The organism is Gordonia alkanivorans NBRC 16433 (genome assembly GCF_000225505.1).
GTDB classification, from domain to species: domain Bacteria; phylum Actinomycetota; class Actinomycetes; order Mycobacteriales; family Mycobacteriaceae; genus Gordonia; species Gordonia alkanivorans.
Map to the genome: position 1 here is coordinate 86,245 of NZ_BACI01000038.1, position 19,811 is coordinate 106,055.

Below are 19,811 nucleotides of genomic sequence, written 5' to 3' on the forward strand. Positions count from 1 at the left end.
AAACTCTTCCACCCCGATTTTCGCGAAAGGTCAACCATGCGAGACGTCGTCATCTGTGAGCCGGTACGTACCCCGATCGGCCGCTACGGCGGGATGTTCAAGAGCCTCACCGCAGTCGACCTGGGTGTCACCGCGCTCAAGGGACTGCTCGAGCGCACCGGCATCGACCCGGAGAAGGTCGAGGACGTGATCCTCGGGCACTGCAACGGCAACAGTGAGGCGCCGGCCCTCGGCCGCGTCATCGCACTCGACGCCGGGTTGCCGATCACAGTGGGCGGCATGCACATCGACCGTCGCTGCGGCTCGGGTCTGCAGGCCGTCATCCAGGCCGCTTACCAGGTGTCCTCGGGCGACAACGATCTCGTCGTCGCCGGCGGTGCCGAGTCGATGAGCAACGCCTCCTTCTACTCCGTCGACATGCGCTGGGGCGGTGCGCGCACCGGAATCGCCATGCACGACAGCCTCGTCCGCGCCCGCTCGACCGCAGGCGGCAAGAACTACCCGGTGCCCGGCGGCATGATCGAGACCGCCGAGAACCTCCGCAAGGAGTACGAGATCTCGCGCGAGGAGCAGGACGAGCTCGCCGTCGAATCCCACACGCGCGCAGTGCGTGCCCAGAAGGACGGAGTCCTCGCCGAGGAGATCATCCCGGTGACCGTTCCCGGCCGCGGCGGCGACCAGATCATCGACACCGACGAGCATCCCCGCCCGGACGTCTCGCTGGAGTCGCTGGCCAAGCTCAAGCCGATCATGGGCAAGGCCGATCCGGAGGCCACCGTGACCGCCGGCAACGCCAGCGGACAGAACGACGCCGCATCGATGGCGATCGTCACCACCACCGAGGTCGCCGAGAAGCTGGGCCTCCGCCCGCTCGTCAAGCTCGTGTCCTGGGGTCTCGCCGGCGTCCCGCCCCGCACCATGGGTATCGGCCCGGTGCCGGCCACCGAGAAGGCGCTGGCCAAGGCCGGTCTGACCCTCGCCGACATCGACCTCATCGAACTCAACGAGGCCTTCGCCGCCCAGGCGCTCGCCGTCACCCGCGAATGGGGTTTCGGGCGGTTCGGTTCCGGAGGCGACTTCGACCGCACCAACGTCCACGGCTCGGGTATCTCGCTGGGTCACCCGGTCGGCGCGACCGGCGGTCGCATGCTGGCCTCACTGGCCCGTGAACTGCAGCGCCGCGAGGGTCGCTACGGCCTCGAGACGATGTGCATCGGCGGCGGCCAGGGACTCGCCGCGGTCTTCGAGCGGGTTGCCTGACGGACCTCGATACGCGGCGCCCTCGCTCCGCTCGGTCGACGCTACTCGGCCGGCGGGGTGGGGCGTCGCCTTGTTTTCTGGGTGTCTTTCTTCGGCTGGCGGGGTGGGGGCGTCGTGTTGCTCGGCCGGCGCGGGCGTACCTTCTGCTGGTTGAGTAGGCGAGGAGCTTGCGACGAGCCGTATCGAAACCGCTAACCCACCTGCGCGCGAATGAGTTCTACGAAGGCCTGGCCCACCGGGGACAGGGAGGCGGGGTCGAAGGCGATCGCGAACGGTCGTACGAAGCGGGGTTCGGTCTCGCGGATGACGACGCGGTCGACGGCGGTGTCGGCCATCGAACGTTCCAGCAGGGTGCCGCCGATTCCCGCCAGCACCATGGGGAGTCGCTCCTCGCGATGTTCGGACAATACGGCGAGGGGCGGTCGGATCCCGCCGACGCGGATGGCCTCCTCGAGTTCGTCGGCCACCGACTGCCCACGCGGCACGAAGACCATCGGGTACGTCGGGAGATTGCCCAGCGGGATCGGCCCGTCGGGGACCTCGGCGCCCTCGGGGTAGACGAGGACGTACTCGTGTTCGCCGAGTTCGATGACCTCGAGCGCGTCACCGGCGATCGGCAGATGGGCGACGGCGAACTCGCAGTGTCCGTCCTCGATGGACGACGCCGCCCGCGTCTCATCGCGTAACTCGCCGAGGCGCACCGACACTCGCGGATAGGTGGCACGGAAGCGGGCGATGAGGTCGACAACCGGGCCGACGGCCGTGGCCGGGGACGCGAGCAGGTCGAGGTGCCCGGTGAGTTCATCCTCCTCGGCGGCAAGGAGATCGCCGACGGCGTCGACGTCGCGGATGATCTGGCGGGCCGGACCGACCATCGTGCGGCCGGCCGCCGACAGCACCATGCCGCGACCGATGCGGTGGAACAGCTGCACACCGAGTTCGCGTTCGAGCGCACGCAGTGCCTGCGAAACCGTCGGCTGCGCGACGCCCAGCGCGGTGGCGGCACCGCCGATGCCCTGGTTCTCGACGACCGCGAGGAAGTATTCGACCTGGCGTAATTCCATGGTGTCCTACCAGTCCGGGATCTCGGTCGGCTCCTGGCTCAGACCGGAGTGGGCCCGGGCTGCGGAGATGAAGGCGAGCGCCGCCGGCGAGGGGAGCCCCGAACGCAGCACGAGTCCCCACGGTCGCGTCATCGGCGGATCGAGCACGAGCTGCCGGGCACCGGCCAGCTGCTTGTCGGCCACGGTGCGCGGGACAACCGTTGCGGCCGTACCGCGTTCGACGAGGTTCCAGACCGCCGCCGGCAACGGACAGTCGACGACCACATTGCCCGCGGCGTCGTCGAGGAGATCGGCGAGCAGGGCCGCGGTGTGCTGATCGCTGTGATCGATGACCAGCGGGACCGAGCGAATGGCGCTGCGCGGCACCGTGTCCGGGAGTCCGGCGACCAGTGCGTCGGGAGCCGCCACCACGAGCTCCTGCTCCGTCATCGGGATGGCCGAGAACGTCGCGTGCTCGGCCGAGGAGTCGATGACCCCGATCTCCGCGTCGCCGGACCGCAACGCGGAGAGCACGCCGGCCGGGCCGTCGGCGGCGAGGACACGTACCGCGAGACGGGGAAAGCGCTCCCGGAACAGGCGGACGACGTCGACGAGCGGGTCGATGCTGAACGCCGCGTACGTCACCACGTCGACCCGTCCGGATTGCAGTTCCCGGACCGCATCGACCTTGCGCCTGGCGCGCTCGACGTCGGCGAGGATGCGCCGCGCCGCGTCGTCGAGCTTGCGTCCGGCCTCGGTGAGTTCGAGGCGGCGTCCGGTCCGGTCGAACAGTGTGACGCCGAGACGCTTCTCGAGCGTCCGGATGGCCTGCGACAGGGAGGGCTGGGAGATGTAGAGCGACTGGGCGGCCTTCGTGATCCCACCGTGGTCGACGACTGCGACGAAGTAGGTCACGAGGTGCAGATCCACCCCAGTCACTCTAGTGATCGCCCTTTCCGGAGATCAGTGGTGCTTCCACTGCGCTGATCAGCGGCCCTTCCACTGCGGTGCGCGCTTCTCGGCGAACGCCTTGGCGCCCTCCTGCGCGTCCTCGGAGGCGAAGACCGGGGTGAGGTACTCCCACTGCTTCTTGATCAGGTTTTTGTCGGTGTAGTTGATCGCCATCGAGGTGACCTGCTTGGTGGCCTTGACGGCGAGGGGGCCGTTGGCGGCGATCTTCGCGGCGAGCTCACGAGCACCGGCGAGGGCCTCGCCGGGCGCGGTGACCTTGTTGACCAGGCCGAACTGGTGGGCGCGCGCGGCGGTCAGCGGGTCTCCGGTCAGGGCCAGTTCCATCGCGACCTGGTAGGGGAGGATCTTCGGCAGACGCAGTAGGCCGCCTGCGGCCGCGGCGAGACCGCGCTTGACCTCGGGGATGCCGAACTTGGAGTTCTCGGCGGCGACGACGAGGTCGGCGGACAGTGCGAGCTCGCAGCCACCGGCCAGAGCCCAGCCCTCGACCGCCGCGATCAGCGGCTTGCTCGGCGGGGCCTCGGTGAGACCGCCGAAACCGCGGTCCTTCAGCGACACCTGCTCGCCGCGCGAGAACGCCTTGAGGTCCATGCCCGCACAGAACGTGCCGCCGGCGCCGGTGAGGATGCCGATGGTGAGGTCGTCGCGCGACTCGAGCTCGTCGATGGCGGCCGCGATTCCCTCGGACACCTCGAGGTTGACGGCGTTCTTCGCCTCGGGCCGGTTGATCGTGATGACGGCGACTCCGTCGGCGAACTCGGTGAGCACGGCGCTCATGGGGGATCCTCCTCTGATCGGTGGGGAACGCCGGTGGGACGTCCACCGGCGGGGACACGGGTCGCGGTCAGTTCGGTAGCGACAGGCTCGACGCGGTGCGGTGTTCGGACACCGGCGAGAGCGACCACCGGACCGGCTCGACGGTGACGTCGGCGAGATCGGCCAGGGTGGGGGCGGGTGTCGAGGCGAGTATTCCGCGCTCGCTCAAGACCAGCAGGTGAGCGTCGGTCTCGCGCAGCGCGAGCCGCTTCATCGTGAGGTTGAGGTCGCTGAACGGCCGGGACCAGCTCACGGCCTGGGTGATCTCCCACGCCGTGGACTCGGGCCGGGCCGCGACCGCCTCGGTGATCTCGGTGAGACGATCCTCGTGATGCGACAGGAGTCCGGTCACCCGGGCGCCCAGACCGCGGAAGCGGTATTCATGCGATGGCAGGGCCTCGTGGTCCCGCATCTTCTCGGTGTTGGCCAGCGACACCAGATAGTCCGCGAGTGGGCTCTCCGTCTGCATCGGACTCGTGGAGACATTGGGGCTGATGCGCGGCAGCAGGTGATCGCCGGTGAAGATGATCCCCGCGTCGTCGTCGGCGAAACACAGATGGCCAGGTGTGTGACCGGGCGTCCAGATGGCGCGCAGATTCCAGCCGGGGATGTCGAGCGGGGCGTCGGCGGTCAGCTCCCGGTCGACGGTCCGGCCGTCGGGCAGCCGCACGAAGTCGACGAGCCCGAGCCCGGCGACGTCGGCCGGTGCACCCAGCACCCGCAACTCCCACCGGGCGTCGTCGAGCTGACTCTCCACCTCGTCGTCGGAGTGATAGCGGAGGTGACACGCGTCGGCGCGGTGCATCAACAGTTCCACGTCGGTCTGTTCGAGCAGGCGCGGGACCAAGCCGAAGTGGTCGGGATGGAAGTGGGTGATGGCCGCCGATCGCACGTCGGTGACGTCGTGACCGGTGCTGCGGATGCCGTCGACAAGGGCTCGCCAGGACTCGTCCGACGGCCACCCGACGTCGATGAGCGCCAGGCCGCCGTCGGGCAGCGCGAGGGCGTAGACCAGGACGTAGCGCAACGGGTTGGGGCCCATCGGCACCGGGATCGACCACAGACCCGGGCGCACCTCCTCGACAGGGGGGAGCACCTTGTCGGCCCAAGCCTGCTGCTGACGCCGACCGGTCACCTCGATCGTGGCCATCCTTGACCTCCTGAGCCGTCATCGTTCCCGGCGCATCGGACGAAGAGTTGCGACGCGCAACAGTCATCCGATCATGCGAGCCCCGTCATGCTCAAAGTGGGGGCGGCTCAGGCGCCCTGAGGAACTGCCTATGTGTCGGGGGCCAGCTCTGGTGACGACCCGCCCACCTCGACGCGACGGTCGATCCCGATCCGATCCAGGAATCCCGCGTCGTGGGAGACGACGAGCAGCGCGCCACTCCAAAGCTCCAGCGCGGCGACCAGTTGGCTGACCGTGTCGAGATCCAGGTTGTTGGTCGGCTCGTCGAGGATCAGCAGCTTCGGGGTGGGATCGCCGAGTAGTGCGTCTGCGAGACCCACACGCAGACGCTCGCCGCCGGAGAGCTCCTCGAGCGCGCGGTCGGCACGTGCACCCCGGAACAGGAACCGGGCCAGATGTGAACGCACCTCCTGCGTGCTGATGTCCGGATGATGTGCCGACACCAGGCCGGCGATCGACATCGACGGGTTGTCGAAGACGATCTGTTGCGGCACATACGCATACGGCACCACGATCGCCTCGCGCGCGACGAGGTCGGCGATGAGTGTCGACTTCCCGGAACCGTTGGGCCCCACCAGCGCGATCCGTTCCGGGCCGTTGATGCGCAGCCGGTCGTCGGTGACGACCTGGGTCCGCGAGGCCAGGTCGGCCTCCGGCACCACGATCCGGGCGGTGCGATCTTTCCGAACCTCCTCGCGCGCCCCGTCGAGGCGGGAGGCGGCCGCAGCCACGTCGTCCTGATGGGCGTTGCGCAGCTTCCCCGCCGACACCTGCGCCTCACCGCGACGCAAGTGCGCGATGATCTTCGGCACCCGCTTCTCCCGTTCAGCGGTCGACGCGGTGCGGGCGCGCCGGTCGAGTTTGATCTGGGCGTCGACCAGCTCCCGACGCTGCTTGCGGAGATCGCCGGCCGCAGTTGCCACCGCGGCCTCGGCCGCCTCCTGCTCGGCGTCCACGATCTCGCGGTAATGCGAGTAGGGGCCGCCGAACACCCGGACCCGGCCCCGGTACAACTCGAGCGTCGCGTCGACGCGTTCGAGAAGTTCGAGATCGTGACTCACGACGATCACCGTGCCGGCGAAGGCGCCGATGGCGTCGAAAAGCCTTGCCCGTGAGCTGGTGTCGAGGTTGTTCGTCGGCTCGTCGAGCAGCAGGACCGAGGGTCGGCGCATGAGTGCGGCGACGATCGACAGCAGCGTCGCCTCGCCGCCGGACATGGCGCCGACCCGACGGTCGAGGTCGGTGGGGAGACCCATCTGGGCGAGGAGTCCGATCGCCCGCTCCTCGACATCCCAGTCGTCACCGACGGCATCGAAGTCGTCGGCGTCGACCGAGCCGCCCTCGATGAGACCGATCGCACTGCGGATGCCGTCGATGCCGAGAGCTGCCGACACCGTCGACTCCGGATCCGACTGCGGGTCCTGCGGAACGATCCCCACCTCCGGCGCGGACGTGGCCCCGGAGATGCTGACACTGCCCGACGCCGGGCGGAGACGCTGCGAGATCAGGCCGAGCAACGTCGACTTACCTGCGCCGTTGGCGCCGATCAGCGAATAGGTGGACGCTCCCAGCGCGAGATTGAGGCGATCGAAGACCGCGGTGCCGTCGGGCCAGACGAATGAGACATCGGACAGCACCACCGACGGCTGGGAAGAAAGGGGCAGGGGAGTAGACACGAGATCTCCTGAAGTGGTTCGGGTTCACCGACGGGTGTCGCAACGACATCGCGCGCCGGCCGGGGCCACTTCAGTTCTTCATCGTGCGGGATCACTCCTCGGGTCGGCTGCGTGTGCGGGGTCCACGGTAGTGGACGCGTCCGGGTCTGCCAACGGGTTTTCTCCGGCTTGTCTTCCCTCACCGCTACGGTTGGGGGCATGTCCTTCATTCGCACCTCGGTGTCCAACGGTGTCGGCGAGATCGTCCTCGACCGGCCGAAAGCCCTGAACGCGCTGGACCAGTCCATGATCGACGACATGTACGCCGCGCTCGGCGACTGGGGTGACGACGACTCGATCGAGACCGTCCTCGTCACCTCCGCGAGCGACCGCGCCTTCTGCGCGGGCGGCGACATCCGGGCGATCCGCGAGCATTCGCTCGACGGCGACACCGCGGCCATCACCCGTTACTTCAGCAGTGAGTACCGGCTGGATCAGATGGTCGCCGACTATCCCAAGCCGTACGTGAGCCTCATCGACGGCGCGGCCATGGGCGGCGGACTCGGCATCAGCGTGCACGGCGAGATCCGCGTGGTCACCGAGAAGGCGATGATCGCGATGCCCGAGACCGCGATCGGCTTCTTCCCCGACATCGGTTCCACCTACTTCCTGCCGCGGCTGCCCGAGGGCGTCGGCATGTGGCTCGGTCTCACCGGTGCGCGCATCCGTGGCATCGACGCGGTGGCCGTCGGCCTGGCAACGCATTTCGTGGCATCGGCCGATATCGCCGGCGTCGCCGAGTCGATCCGTTCCGGAGATCCGCTGGCCGATGCGCTGGCGACTTCGGGGACCACGGAAACCAGCGACGTCCCCCTCCGCAAGGTCGGGGAGTACTTCGCCGACGACAACATCAACGCCATCGTCGGCGGTCTGCGCGGAGCGATCGGCGACGAGTGGGCCGAGGAGATGATCGGCCTGCTCGAGAAGGCCTCACCCACTAGCCTCTGGGTGACGGCCGCGATGATCAACGCCGGCGCGCAGTCCGGGATCGACGAGTGCTTCGACCGCGAACTGCATGCGGCAGAACAGATCACCGCCACCCACGACTTCCGTGAAGGAGTGCGGGCGGTGCTGGTCGACAAGGACCGCAACCCGGTCTTCGACCCCGCCGCGATCGACGACGTCGATCCGGCGGTCGTCGCGCGGATCGTGGGTGCGTGAGCGCGTGCGACGAGCCGTGTCGAAACCTACGGCGTGAGCTGGAACCGCCCGGACAGTACGACGGTCGGCGGGGTGCCGGTGTCGGGCCGCGGGCTCGTCGACGACTCGTCGGCGTCGTAGGCCACGTCGTCGTCGGGGGCGAACGGGTTGGCGTCGACGCGGGAGGCCTCCGAGCAGGTGAACGACCCGGCCGCGAGCTTGCCCGACATCCCGCTGATGCTGAGCTGGCACGCCGAGGACTGGTGGTAGACACCGTCGACGGAGACGCCGATCTGCGCGTTGATCGGCTTGGTCAGCGGACCCGCGGTGGGGCGCGGTCCGCCGCCCACGGGTGGCACCGTGCCGCCGGTCAATTCGCTGATGGGAAACTCGATCTGGGCGCCGTCGGTCCCGATTCCCTTGAACACTAACAACAATGAGTCCGGCGGGACGTCGGGTCGTTCCGGGCCCCAGCGGTTGAACTCGTAGCAGCTCGTCGCCTTGTCGGCGCTCGCGCCGCTTCCGGCGGCCGGGAGTCCGGACGTCGTGGCCGCCGGCTCGGTGATCGCGATCCGGATGTCGCCGGAACGGAATCGGAGGTCGTGCCCGCCGCGGTCGACCTTGCCCTGCGGCGGCTTCTCCGCGCATTTCGCGGGATCGATCGGGCGCGCGGTCGGGGTGGGGGCTGTGCTTGTCGACGTCGGTGCCGGTGCCGGATTTCCGGCGCAACCCGACATCAGGAGCGCAGCCGCGGACACCGCGGCAAGCGCGCCGACACCGGAGGTGCGCACGAGGGGACGCCTCATCGGCTCAATCCGCCGCGGCGACAAGGGGTTGCAGCGTCAGGTCGGGGTGTTCCTTCTCGATGTACTGCAGGCGCCACTTGTCGCTGAAGAGCGCCAGGATCGCACCGTCGGTGCGGGTGAACACCTCGACGCCGCGCTGCCGGTCGAGTTCGGGTGCGCTCTCGGCGTCGGTGCGTCGGGCCAGTGTGTAGCCGAGCGGTTCGATGATGGTGTCGACGTTGAACTCGGCCTTCATGCGGGCGGTGACGACCTCGAACTGCATGGGGCCGACCGCGGCCAGCACCGGCGACATGTCGCCGCGGGTGTCATTGCGCAGTACCTGCACCACACCTTCGCTGTCGAGCTGGTCCATCGCCTTGCGGAACTGCTTGTACTTGTCGGCGGTGGTCGCGCGCAGCGTCGAGAAGTGCTCCGGCGCGAACGACGGGATCGGCGGGAACTGCACCTTCGGGCCGTCGAAGAGGGTGTCGCCGGGGGCCAGCGCGGTCGCGTTGACGAGGCCGACGACGTCGCCCGGGTAGGCGGTGTCGACGGTGGAACGGTCCCGGCCGAAGACGGCCTGGGCGTACTTGGTGGCGAACGGCTTTCCGGTCTGCGCGTGGGTGACGACCATGCCGCGCTCGAACTCGCCGGACACGATCCGCATGTACGCCAGGCGATCTCGGTGGCTCGAGTCCATTCCGGCCTGCACCTTGAACACGACGGCGCTGAACGGGTCGGTGACCGGACGTTCCCTGCCCTCGACGTCGACGCGGCCGGCGGGCGGGGGAGCGAGCTCGACGAGCACCTCGAGCAGTTGCCGCACACCGAAGTTCAGCATCGCCGAGGCGAAGATCATCGGCGAGGTCTGGCCGGCGAGGAACATCTCCTGGTCGTGGTCCTGGCCCATCTCGGAGAGCAGTTCGCTCTCTTCGACGGCGGCCGTCCACTCGTCGCCCTCACGCGCGGCCGCGTCGTCGGCGCTCATGATCTCCTCGGGGGCGATCTTGGCGCCGCCGGCGGTGCGGGTGAAGTGCACGTACTCGCCGGTGCGGCGGTCGAGCAGGCCGCGGAAGTCGCCGGCGATGCCGACCGGGAAGAACAACGGGGTGGGGGTGAGGCCGATGCGCTCGGTGATCTCGTCGATCAGTTCGAGCGGCGTCTGGCCGGGACGGTCCCACTTGTTGATGACCGTGATCACCGGGATGCCGCGGTGGCGACAGACCTGGAACAGCTTGAGCGTCTGCGGCTCGAGGCCCTTCGCGGCGTCGATGAGCATCACCGCCGCGTCGACCGCGGTCAGCACGCGATAGGTGTCCTCGGAGAAGTCGGCGTGACCGGGGGTGTCCACCAGGTTGATCACGCTCGGGATGCCGTCGTCGCTGTGCTCGGCGGCATAGTTGAACTGCAGCGCGGTGGAGCTGACCGAGATGCCGCGGGCCTTCTCCATCTCCATCCAGTCGGAGACGGTGGACTTGCGTCCTGCCTTGCCGTGGATCGCACCCGCCTCGCTGATCATGCGCGCATGCAGCGCCAAGGCCTCGGTCATCGTCGACTTACCGGCGTCCGGATGGGAGATGATCGCGAAGGTACGTCGGCGCTTGACCTCGGTTGCGACGTCAGAACTCACGAGATCCGAGGCTACTCGGCTGGTCGGGGGGCTCCAAACTGATGGCGTTCGGACTATGCGGCAGTTGGTGCCGGTAGTCGGCACCAACTGCCGCAAACCCACGATCTGGGAACCGGCGGGAGGGTCGTCGCGTCCAATCGACGTGCAGACGCCACCCCGCCTCCGACGCCACGCGCTCACGCGCGACGGGGTCGTGACGATCGCCGAAGCTCTGGAGTTCGGGCTGACCAAGTCGGGTATCCACCGACGTGTGGGGGCCGGCGTGTGGACGCCGCAATCGCGTGGTGTGTACACGCTGGCTGATCATCCGCTTACGCCGCGGACCCGGGCCCGACTCGCGGTGGCCGCGGTCGGCAACGACGCGGCGCTGTCCGGCGTCGGTGCCGCGTGGTGGCACGGCATCGTCGACGAGCCACCCAAGAGGTTCACTGTCACTGCGCCGCGATCTCGGCACGGATCGCCTGTCGATGGAGTCCAGGTGCGCTACCGGGCTCTCGCAGATGCCGAGACGGTCACCCGTGACCACCTCGTCGTCACCTCGCTGCCCCTGTCGGTGCTGGAGGCCTCGGTCGAGAGCGGCAGCAGCATCCTCGACGCCGCGCTGCTGTTGCGTCGGGTGTCGATCGAGCAGTTGCGGACCGCTGCCGAGCGTCGTCGCAGGAAGGAGGACGCGACGGAGATCGCGGCGTTGGTTGCCGGGGTCGAGGCCGGAGCGCGGTCCGAGGCCGAGCGGCTCGCGGTCGACCTGTTGCGGCAGGGCGGAGTCGACGGCTTCGTGTGCAACCATCCGGTCGGCGGCTACTACGTTGACGTCGCGTTCCCGGAGAGGATGCTCGCCGTCGAGATCGATGGCATGGCCTTTCATCGCGACGCCGAGACCTTCCAGCGTGACCGGCGTCGTCGCAACGACCTCATCGCGCTCGGGTGGACGGTCCTCAACTACACCTGGGCGGACCTCAGGGAACGTCCGGCTTACGTCGTCGAGCGCGTACGTCAGGCGCTCGGTGCCTGAAAACAGATGCGGCAGCTGGTTCCGGAAACCGGAACCAACTGCCGCAACTGGAAGAAGGAGACTTACTCGAACGGCACCGGCGGAAGCTTGACGACCTGGGAGGCGTAGGAGAGTCCGGCACCGAAGCCGAGGAGGAGGGCGGTCTGGCCCGGCTGCGCCTTGCCGGTGGAGAGGAGATCCTCCATGGCCAGCGGGATCGACGCGGCGGAGGTGTTGCCGGTGTACTCGATGTCGTTGGCGACGACGGCGCCGTCGCGGAGCTTGAGGTTCTTGGCGAGCAGCTCGTTGATGCGCGCGTTGGCCTGGTGGGGGACGAAGACGTCGAGGTCCTCGGAGCCGATCTTGGCGGCCTCGAGGGCGCGGACGGCGACCTTGCCCATCTCGAAGGCGGCCCAGCGGAACACCGCGGTGCCCTCCATGCGGAGGTAGGGGCGCTGGACGCGGTCACCGTCGAGGAAGGTCACCCAGTCGAAGTCCTGGCGGATGGCGTTGAACTGCGAGCCGTCCGAACCCCAGACCACCGGGCCGAGTTCCTGCTCCTCGGTGGGTCCGACGACCACGGCGCCCGCGCCGTCGCCGAAGATGAAGCAGTTGGTGCGGTCGGTCATGTCGAGGGCCACCGAGAGCTGCTCGGCGCCGATGACCAGCACGTTGGTGGCGCTGCCGCCGCGGATCATGTCCGACGCGAGGGCCATGCCGTAACCGAAGCCCGCGCAGCCGACGGTGACGTCGAAGGCGGGGACGCCGTTGCAGCCGAGTTCGGTGGCCACCTTGGTCGCGCCGGCCGGGGTCAGGAGCAGGTGCGTGTTGGTGGCGAGGATGACCGCGTCGATGTCGGAGCCTTGCAGCAGCGCGTTGGCGATGGCCTTGCGTCCGGCGTTGACCGACATCTCCATGACGCTCTCGTCGCGGCGCGCGAAGCGGCGGGTCTTGATGCCGGTGCGGGTGTAGATCCACTCGTCGGAGGAGTCGATGTGCTCGCAGATCTCGTCGTTGGTGACCACACGCTCAGGGCGATAGGCGCCGATCCCGAGCATGCCGATGTTGTTGATCCCTGAGGTGTCCGCGATGACTGCCATGGTCTTCCTTCCGATTATGTGACCCGACATACGACGGTACTCACCCGGCCACTTACTGGGAAGTACCGCATTCCCGTGGCACATCGTTACCGATCGATTGTCGGGTTACCAGGCGTGCACGGTGTTCTGTGCGCTCTCCAGATCCTGGGAGACCAGGAGTTCGATGGCGTCGCAGCCGTTGCGGATCATCAGCTCGACCTCGGCCCGGTCCGCGGACGGGAACGGCTTGAGCACGAAGTCGGCGGGATCCTGACGCCCCGGCGGACGGCCGATACCCATCCGCACGCGCAGGTAGTCGCGGGTGCCGATGGCCTGACTGATCGAACGCAGCCCGTTGTGGCCGCCCTCGCCGCCGCCGCGTTTGAGGCGTACGAGACCGAAGTCGATGTCGAGTTCGTCGTGCACGACGATGAGATCGGCGGGCGCGACCGAATAGAACTTGGCCAGCGGGCCGATCTGCCGGCCGGACTCGTTCATGTAGACGCGTGGCTTGGCCACGAGAACAGACTGGCCGCCGAGGCGAACCTCGGCGACCTCCGCACCGGATTTCTTGTGAACCTTCCAGCGCTCGCCTGCCGAGTCGACGAGGCCGTCGGCGACCATCGCGCCGACGTTGTGCCTCGTCTTCTCGTACTTGGACCCGGGATTACCGAGTCCGACAACGATTTTCACCACTCGAGTAGAGCAGTCGGGGGTCGGATCACTCCGACTCCACGGGAGCCTCGGCAGCCTCACCCTCGGCACCTTCGGTGGCGTCGGCGTCGGATTCGGTGGCCGCGGCCTGGGCCTCGTTCACGGCGACGATCAGGGTCTCCGGATCGGCGATCAGGGTGACGCCCTCCGGCAGGTCCAGATCGGAGGCGTGGATGGCGGTGCCGGCGGTGGCACCCTCGACGCTGACGGCGATCTGCTCGGGGATCGACAGGGCGTCGGCCTCGACCTCGACGACGCTGGCGTCGGAGACGACCAGGGTGCCCGGGGCGGCGTCACCCTCGACGACGATGGCGACCTCGATGGTCACCTTCTCACCGCGACGGACGAGGAGCAGGTCGGCGTGCTCGATGTAGTTGCGGATCGGGTGGACGTCGACCTGCTTGGTGAGCGCGAGCTGGCTGGTGCCCTCGATGTCGAGCTCGATGATGGCGTTGAGGCCGTTGTTACGCAGGATCGCGGCGAAGTCGCGGGCCGGGAGGTGCAGGTGCTGCGGGTCGGTGCCGTGGCCGTAGAGCACGGCGGGAACCTTGCCCTCGCGGCGAGCGCGGCGAGCGGCGCCCTTGCCCTTCTCGGTGCGGGTGCTGACAGACAGCTTGGAGGTCTGAGTAGCCATGAGGATCTCCTCTGATCGGTGGTTGCGGTCGTTCGTCCGTCGCGACGAGCAACGGGCACGCATTCCGACCGCGGACACCCACCGGGCCACACGTGGGCACCCGAGGAGACTGCGATGGTCGCGCCGATCACGGTGACTGGGTCACCCTCGCCGAGACAACGGTGGCAAGGATAGTCGAGGACCTGCCGAGATGTCACATCGCACCCCTCGCCGGGTGCGGTCCCGGCATACTGGGCTGCCATGACCTCACAGACCCCGATCGAGATCGTGACGGCCCTGCTCGACGCATTCGCGCGCGAGGACATCGCAGGCGCGCTGGAGACCATCGACGACGACATCGCGTACACCAACGTCTCGCTGCCGACCATCAACGGCAAGCGCAAGGTGGCCGGTGTGCTCGGCGGTGTCGCGAAGAAGTCGTGGGTGGGCTTCAACTACCGGATGCTCAACGTGAGTTCCGACGAGGCGGGTGTCGTGCTCACCGAACGCGTCGACGAGTTGCGTTTCGGGCGGCTGCATCTGCAGTTCTGGGTGTGCGGCCGCTTCGAGATCCGTGAGGGACGGATCGTGGTGTGGCGCGACTACTTCGACTACTTCGACATGACGAAGGGGCTGCTGCGCGGTATCGCGGCACTGGCCCTGCCGTCGGTGCAGAAACCGCTGCCGGCTGCGGCCTAGCGGTTCAGCGGGCTGTAGAACACGAGTCCGTTGCCCTGGTTGTCGTACACCACGGCACGACGCTCGTGCGCGTCGTCGTACGGGCCCTTCACGATGGCGCCGCCGTCGGCCTCGATCGCCTTCGCCGCGGCGTCGACGTCGGCGGTCTTGATACCGACGACGACCTTGCCGGGGATCGGGTGGTCGACCGCAGTGGCGAGAGCGATCGTCACCGGCCCCCCGTCGAGGGCGGCGAAGTGGGCGCCGTCGCGGAACTTCAGCGACATGCCCAGCGTCTCGGTGTAGAACTCGATGGACTCGTCCAGGTTCTCGGTGGACAGGATGATCATCTTGGCTTCGTAGCTCATGTGCATGATGCTAGTCGCGATCGCCGGTGACCGAAGCGTCTGAAACGCGTTCTGGCACACAGCTGTACCCATCGGTCATCGGTCTGCCGATCGGCGCGACCAAAGTCCCGGGTGTCGGGGGACCGACGCCCCTTCAGAGGATCTCGTCGAGCTTCTCGAACGGCCGCGGGATGCGGGTCCCCTTGGGGGTCACCACGATCGGACGCTCGACGAGGATGGGGTGTTCGACCATCGCGTCGAGGATCGCCTCATCGGTGGCCGACGCGAGGTCGAGCTCTTTGTAGAGGGCCTCACGCTTGCGCACGGCCTGCGCGGGGGTGAGCCCGGCGTCGGCGAACAGCTGCACCAGCTGCTCACGGGTGTACGGCTCGTCGAGGTACTTGACGACGGTCGGCTCGATGCCGGCGTCGCGCAGAGCCTGCAGCGCCTTGCGCGAGGTCGAGCACTTCGGGTTGTGATAGATCGTCGCGTCCACGAAGACACCGTACCCAGCGCAAAGCGGCCCGGGCCCCAGAGGGGGAGAACCCGGACCGCTCGCGTACCCGTTCCGCGGGGGATCGCTACTCGGGGTCGAGTGCGAAGTCGTACTGCACGACGTTCCGGCCGTCGGCGTCCGGCTTCGGGTCGAGGAGCAGGTCCGGCTTGGTCGCCGAGGCGACGTCGCTGTCGAGCCAGTCCCCACCCGTGAAGTACAGCTGGGTGACGATCGGATGCCGGCCCTTCGCCGCCACGCGCAGATGCAGGTGCGCAGGTCGCCACGGGTGCCACCCGGCGGCCTCGATGAACTTGCCGGTCGGACCGTCGGTCGGGATCTGATACGGCGCGGGTTGGATGGTGGTGATCTCGTAGCGGCCCTGACCGTCGGTGACGATCGTGCCCCGCAGGTTCCAGTCGGGGATGTGCGGCGCGAATCCCGAGTAGTAGCCCTCGGCGTCGGCGTGCCAGATCTCGATCGTCGCGCCGGCCATCGGGTTGCCGTCGAGATCGGTGACCTGGCCGTGCATCACGAACGGTGTCTCGCGGGCGTCGACGCTGCGCATCGGCAGTGTGCAGCGTGCGGGCAGCAGCGGGGAATCCGGCAGATAGTACGGACCCTCGATGCTTCCCTTGGTGCCCTGGTACTTCCGTGAGTTGACCTCCTCGATGTCGTGTTCGACGAACACGTCGAGGAGCAGCGGCCACTCACCACCCTCACCGACGTCGATGAGCCACTGCTTGAGGACCCGGTACTCGTCGTAGGTGATCTCGTACTTGTCGATGAGCGCGCTGAAACCGGCGAAGGCCTCGGATGCGATGGCCGACAGACGTTCCGGTGAGGTGTCGGCGGTGAACCGATGGCCCGCAAACGCTGCGGTGGCCGCACTTCCGGAACCGGCGGCGGTCGGGGATTCGACGGTGGTCGCTGATGCGACCGGGGCGGGCCGCTCGATGGTGGTCATGATGTCTCCTGTTCGAAAGGGCTGTGCGAGAGGGTCGGTCAGCGGTTCCGGAAGAAGCTGACGTCGTCGTTGCCGATGAGGTCCGGCACGGTCCAGCCGTCCAGGTCGTACTCGGACAGGCACTGCTCGGCGAGACCCTTCATCTCCCCGACGGTGCCGCGGGCGTCGGCGAACATGAGAAGCTCGGCCTTCACGCCCTCGTGGTTGCCGGCGTAGTTGCGCTCGTACAGCTCGTGGCGGCCGCCGAACTCGCTGCCGATCGAATCCCACAGCGCCTTCATCACCTTCACGCGATCGACGGCGAGGATGCCGTCGGAACCGCGGACGTACTTGTCCAGGTACGGACGGACGTCGGGGCTCTTGAAGTCCGCCGAGCTCGACGGCAGGTAGATCAGGCCGGAGGCGACGTCCTGCTCGATGATCTCCTTCACGCGCGGGTAGCCCTGCTGGGCGAACATCCGGTAGGTCAGGCCGTACTCGAGCTTCGGGATGACGGTGTCACCGATCCACGGCTCGGGGTTGTTGACCATGGCATCGCTCAACGACCAGAACAGGTTTCGCCAGCCGATGACCTCGCCGACGCGGGTCTGCACGCCGCGGAACCCGCCGGCGCCGGTGCAGTCGAGGGCCTTCATCAGCAGGCCGGCGATGAAGTCGAGCTTGACCGCGAGACGGGTGCAGCCCTGGAGGGTGAAGCGGGGCAGGAAGCCGGACTGCGGGAAGAAGGCGTTGATCTTGTCGACGTCGCCGTACATGAAGACGTTCTCCCAGGGCACGAGCACCTTGTCGAAGACGAAGATGGTGTCGTTCTCGTCCATGCGGCTCGACAGCGGGTAGTCGAACGGCGTGCCCATCACAGCGGCCTGCTGGGTGTACGACGAGCGGCAGATGAGCTTCACGCCCGGGGCGTCCATCGGGACGGTGCAGATCAGGGCGAACTGCTTCTTCTTGATCGGGAGTCCGTAGTGGGAGATGAAGTTTGATGATCGCGTGGTTCCAGTACAGAACCTTTTCCTGCGACTCCTTGTACCAGCGTTCGGCGTTGGCCTGGAACGGTGCGTACAGCTCGGAGTTGGCGTGCAGGGTGCCGAGGAAGCTGGCCTTGTAGTCGGGGCTGCGGCCCATCCAGCCGTAGGTCATCCGCGCCCAGGTGGCGATGGCGTCGCGGTCGGCGCGCAGGTCGTCGGCAGACTTCGGTGCGCGGAAGAACGGCATGGTCACGCCGCCGTTGCCGGTGTCAGTGGGGGCGGTGACCTTGTCCTTGGTCGCCGGGTCGTGCATGGCGTCGTAGAGGCGGGCGGTCATCCGGATCGGGTTACGGAATGCCTCGTGGGTGGTCACGTCCTTGACGCGCTCGCCGTTGAGCCAGATCTCGCGGTCGTCGCGCAGCGACTCGATGTACTCGTCGCCGGTCATCGGCTTGGAGGCGAAGTTCTCGGTGCGGTTCGCCTCGCTGTCGGCGGCGACGTTCACCTTCGAGCGGTCGACGATCGTCGCTTCGGTGGTCTCGGTGTCGGGGGCGATGTCGGTTGCGGTCATGGTTATCCTCACTTCGGTTGTGCGACAGTAGAGTTGATCGGTGGACGGATGGTCGGTCAAGAGACTGCGGATAGCGGTACGCAGCTCGGCGTGAACCGCGCGGTCGCGTCGAACCAGCGGCTGTGCGGATCGTCGAGGCTGCCGCAGTAGGCGGCGGCGCCGGAGGTCTCGCCGAGGTCGTGGAACTTGCTGCGGTAGAACAGGAGCGGCTCCGCCTCGGTGTCGACGTGGGCGCCGACGATCTCGCCGACGTAGATGACGTGGTCGCCGCCGTCGTAGGACGCCCAGGGGTTGCAGATGAGGGTCGCGGCGTTGCCGGCCAGCGCGGGGACGAGCCACTCCGAGCTCCATTCGGGCCCGTGTTCCTGCGGCTTGCCGGCGAAGTGCATGGCGGTGTCGAGCTGATCCGACTTGAGGATGTTGACCGCGAACGGCGCGTCGTCGAGGTAGCCGCAGGCCTTCGACTTGCGGGTCAGCGTGACCTGGCAGAGGCGGGGCTCGATCGAGATCGGGGTGAACGCGGTGACCGTCGCGCCGTGCGGGGTGCCCTGGTCGTTCGCGCAGGTGATGACGGTGACGCCGGTGGCGAACTGTCCGAAGATGTTGCGCATCGTGCGTTGGTCCATGGGGATCAGCTCCTTTGCTCTGGCAGTGGCTGGTGGGGTGTCTGGTGTGACGGTGCGACCAAACGTATGACCGCGATCACATCCCGTCGATCCGCATTGCGAACCGTCGATCCGATGTGCGCAACGTTGCGATCTGGATCGCTCCCGACGGCAGTTAGTGACAGCGGTCACAGTTACGCTGGACGACGTGAGCGCAGGGCCGCCCATTTCGGGGACCAACCAACCGCGGGTGTCGGTGTCGCAGGTGACGCCGCCGCCCCGTCGTGTCGTGGGGTCGGGGATCGCGGACTGGGATGAGGTCCACGAAGTCGTCGCGGACGCGTACTTCCCCCATGAGCTGCGGCCGCTGTCCCGTGACGACGCCTCCCACTACCGCCTGGAGTCGACGGCGATCGGTCCGACGGTGCTCGCGCGGATCGGTTTCGGCGCAGACGTGTCGATCGACACCGACCATCCAGGGGCATGGGCCATCAACGTTCCGTTGTCCGGCAGCATCGCGTCGGTCACCGACGGCCGGGAGATCGTCTCCGAACCAGGTCAGGCGACGCTCAACCCGCCGGACACCTCGACGGTCATCACCAACTGGAGCAAGACCTGCGAGATCATCGGTTTCAAGGTCGAGCGGGACTACCTGCAGCGCGAGATCGACCGGATCGCCGGCCGCCCGGGCCGGTCATTGACCCGCCAGCTCGATCTGCGCACCGGTGCCGGCGCCGAATGGCTGGGGCTGTTGAGGTCGGCGCGTCAGCAGGTCGCGCAGTGCGAGGGCATCCTGTTGCGCAACCCGCGAATGGCGGAGCAGCTGGGCGGCATGCTCACCACGGCCCTGGTGCTGGCCGCACTGCCCGAGAGTGATGAGCCGATGGCCGGAACCCGCCCGCGCATGGTAAAGCGCGTCATCGACGCCATCCACGCCATCCACGCCGACCCGGCGCGACCGTGGACCGTGGGTGAGCTGGCGGAGATCGGGGCGGTCAGCGCTCGACGCCTGCAGCAGAGCTTCCGCGAGTGCGTGGGGATGAGTCCCATGGAGTACGTGCTCGACGTTCGGCTCGAGTGCATCCACAACGACCTGCTGACTCGCGGCGGGACCTCGACCGTCACCGACATCGCCACCCGGTGGGGCGTCATGCACACCGGCCGCTTCGCCGCCGCGTATCGACGCAAGTACGGGGTCGCGCCGTCGGAGACGCGGCGGATGGCGGGTGCCTAAG

At 68.0% G+C, this 19,811-nt stretch carries 19 protein-coding genes and 1 pseudogene; 5 read left to right on the forward strand and 15 right to left on the reverse strand.

From position 1 onward, the window contains the following. Positions 1-36: 36 nt before the first annotated feature. A complete protein-coding gene (locus GOALK_RS05860; RefSeq protein WP_006357881.1) occupies positions 37-1,260 on the forward strand; it encodes an acetyl-CoA C-acetyltransferase in 1,224 nt (407 codons plus the stop codon). A 191-nt stretch (positions 1,261-1,451) separates the two neighbouring features. Here the strand turns inward: GOALK_RS05860 and GOALK_RS05865 are convergent, their stop codons facing one another. The 5 genes from GOALK_RS05865 to GOALK_RS05885 all read right to left on the reverse strand — a co-directional run bounded on the left by GOALK_RS05865 (position 1,452) and on the right by GOALK_RS05885 (position 6,956). Further along, a complete protein-coding gene (locus GOALK_RS05865; RefSeq protein WP_006357882.1) occupies positions 1,452-2,324 on the reverse strand; it encodes a LysR family transcriptional regulator in 873 nt (290 codons plus the stop codon). 6 nt (positions 2,325-2,330) lie between these two features. Further along, the gene (locus GOALK_RS05870) at positions 2,331-3,233 is read right to left on the reverse strand and encodes a LysR family transcriptional regulator (protein WP_040004030.1); all 903 of its coding nucleotides are present in this window, start codon (positions 3,231-3,233) and stop codon (positions 2,331-2,333) included. Between the two features lie 57 nt (positions 3,234-3,290). Further along, on the reverse strand, positions 3,291-4,052 hold the full coding sequence (locus tag GOALK_RS05875) for a crotonase/enoyl-CoA hydratase family protein (protein WP_006357884.1): 762 nt from the start codon (positions 4,050-4,052) through the stop codon (positions 3,291-3,293). A 67-nt stretch (positions 4,053-4,119) separates the two neighbouring features. Then, positions 4,120-5,241: an MBL fold metallo-hydrolase gene (locus GOALK_RS05880; protein ID WP_006357885.1), complete on the reverse strand. Its 1,122-nt coding sequence runs from the start codon at positions 5,239-5,241 to the stop codon at positions 4,120-4,122. Positions 5,242-5,369: 128 nt separating this feature from the next. Then, positions 5,370-6,956 (reverse strand): ATP-binding cassette domain-containing protein, encoded by a 1,587-nt coding sequence (locus GOALK_RS05885; RefSeq protein ID WP_040004031.1) that lies wholly within the window; start codon positions 6,954-6,956, stop codon positions 5,370-5,372. Between the two features lie 198 nt (positions 6,957-7,154). Between GOALK_RS05885 and GOALK_RS05890 the strand changes: the two genes are divergently transcribed. Next, positions 7,155-8,156, forward strand: coding sequence for an enoyl-CoA hydratase/isomerase family protein (locus tag GOALK_RS05890; RefSeq protein WP_035750385.1), 1,002 nt, complete (start codon positions 7,155-7,157; stop codon positions 8,154-8,156). Positions 8,157-8,182: 26 nt separating this feature from the next. Here the strand turns inward: GOALK_RS05890 and GOALK_RS05895 are convergent, their stop codons facing one another. Then, entirely contained in the window at positions 8,183-8,926 is a 744-nt protein-coding gene (locus tag GOALK_RS05895; RefSeq protein WP_006357888.1) for a hypothetical protein, read from the reverse strand. Between the two features lie 19 nt (positions 8,927-8,945). Then, the gene (locus GOALK_RS05900; protein WP_035750387.1) at positions 8,946-10,550 is read right to left on the reverse strand and encodes a peptide chain release factor 3; all 1,605 of its coding nucleotides are present in this window, start codon (positions 10,548-10,550) and stop codon (positions 8,946-8,948) included. Positions 10,551-10,692: 142 nt separating this feature from the next. On the opposite strand from GOALK_RS05900, the gene GOALK_RS05905 reads away from it, so the two are divergent. Beyond that, positions 10,693-11,562 carry a type IV toxin-antitoxin system AbiEi family antitoxin domain-containing protein gene (locus GOALK_RS05905; protein WP_035750870.1) on the forward strand — a complete coding sequence of 290 codons (870 nt, stop codon included), beginning with the start codon at positions 10,693-10,695 and terminating at the stop codon, positions 11,560-11,562. A gap of 62 nt (positions 11,563-11,624) precedes the next feature. On the opposite strand, the gene GOALK_RS05910 is transcribed toward GOALK_RS05905, so the two are convergent. The 3 genes from GOALK_RS05910 to GOALK_RS05920 all read right to left on the reverse strand — a co-directional run bounded on the left by GOALK_RS05910 (position 11,625) and on the right by GOALK_RS05920 (position 13,968). Continuing rightward, complete coding sequence (locus GOALK_RS05910; RefSeq protein ID WP_006357891.1) at positions 11,625-12,641, reverse strand: beta-ketoacyl-ACP synthase III; 1,017 nt, start codon at positions 12,639-12,641, stop codon at positions 11,625-11,627. Between the two features lie 105 nt (positions 12,642-12,746). Then, the gene (gene pth / locus GOALK_RS05915; RefSeq protein WP_040004037.1) at positions 12,747-13,313 is read right to left on the reverse strand and encodes an aminoacyl-tRNA hydrolase; all 567 of its coding nucleotides are present in this window, start codon (positions 13,311-13,313) and stop codon (positions 12,747-12,749) included. 28 nt (positions 13,314-13,341) lie between these two features. After that, positions 13,342-13,968 (reverse strand): 50S ribosomal protein L25/general stress protein Ctc, encoded by a 627-nt coding sequence (locus GOALK_RS05920; protein WP_006357893.1) that lies wholly within the window; start codon positions 13,966-13,968, stop codon positions 13,342-13,344. 240 nt (positions 13,969-14,208) lie between these two features. Here GOALK_RS05920 and GOALK_RS05925 point away from each other — a divergent pair, with 240 nt between their 5' ends. Beyond that, positions 14,209-14,646 carry a limonene-1,2-epoxide hydrolase family protein gene (locus GOALK_RS05925; protein ID WP_006357894.1) on the forward strand — a complete coding sequence of 146 codons (438 nt, stop codon included), beginning with the start codon at positions 14,209-14,211 and terminating at the stop codon, positions 14,644-14,646. Here GOALK_RS05925 and GOALK_RS05930 read toward each other — a convergent pair. From GOALK_RS05930 to GOALK_RS05950, 5 genes and pseudogenes are all read right to left on the reverse strand, one after another. Further along, complete coding sequence (locus tag GOALK_RS05930) at positions 14,643-14,993, reverse strand: VOC family protein (RefSeq protein WP_035750874.1); 351 nt, start codon at positions 14,991-14,993, stop codon at positions 14,643-14,645. The two genes, GOALK_RS05925 and GOALK_RS05930, sit on opposite strands and share 4 nt — an antisense overlap. Positions 14,994-15,126: 133 nt before the next feature. After that, positions 15,127-15,468, reverse strand: a complete 342-nt coding sequence (gene arsC / locus GOALK_RS05935) for an arsenate reductase (glutaredoxin) (RefSeq protein WP_006357896.1) — start codon at positions 15,466-15,468, stop codon at positions 15,127-15,129. Between the two features lie 85 nt (positions 15,469-15,553). Next, positions 15,554-16,432 carry a catechol 1,2-dioxygenase gene (gene catA, locus GOALK_RS05940; protein WP_006357897.1) on the reverse strand — a complete coding sequence of 293 codons (879 nt, stop codon included), beginning with the start codon at positions 16,430-16,432 and terminating at the stop codon, positions 15,554-15,556. 38 nt (positions 16,433-16,470) lie between these two features. Then, positions 16,471-17,971, reverse strand: a pseudogene (locus GOALK_RS05945) (4-hydroxyphenylacetate 3-hydroxylase family protein). A gap of 56 nt (positions 17,972-18,027) precedes the next feature. Further along, positions 18,028-18,597 (reverse strand): flavin reductase family protein, encoded by a 570-nt coding sequence (locus GOALK_RS05950; RefSeq protein WP_035750394.1) that lies wholly within the window; start codon positions 18,595-18,597, stop codon positions 18,028-18,030. 229 nt (positions 18,598-18,826) lie between these two features. On the opposite strand from GOALK_RS05950, the gene GOALK_RS05955 reads away from it, so the two are divergent. Further along, entirely contained in the window at positions 18,827-19,810 is a 984-nt protein-coding gene (locus GOALK_RS05955; protein ID WP_081474321.1) for an AraC family transcriptional regulator, read from the forward strand. Position 19,811: the final 1 nt, after the last annotated feature.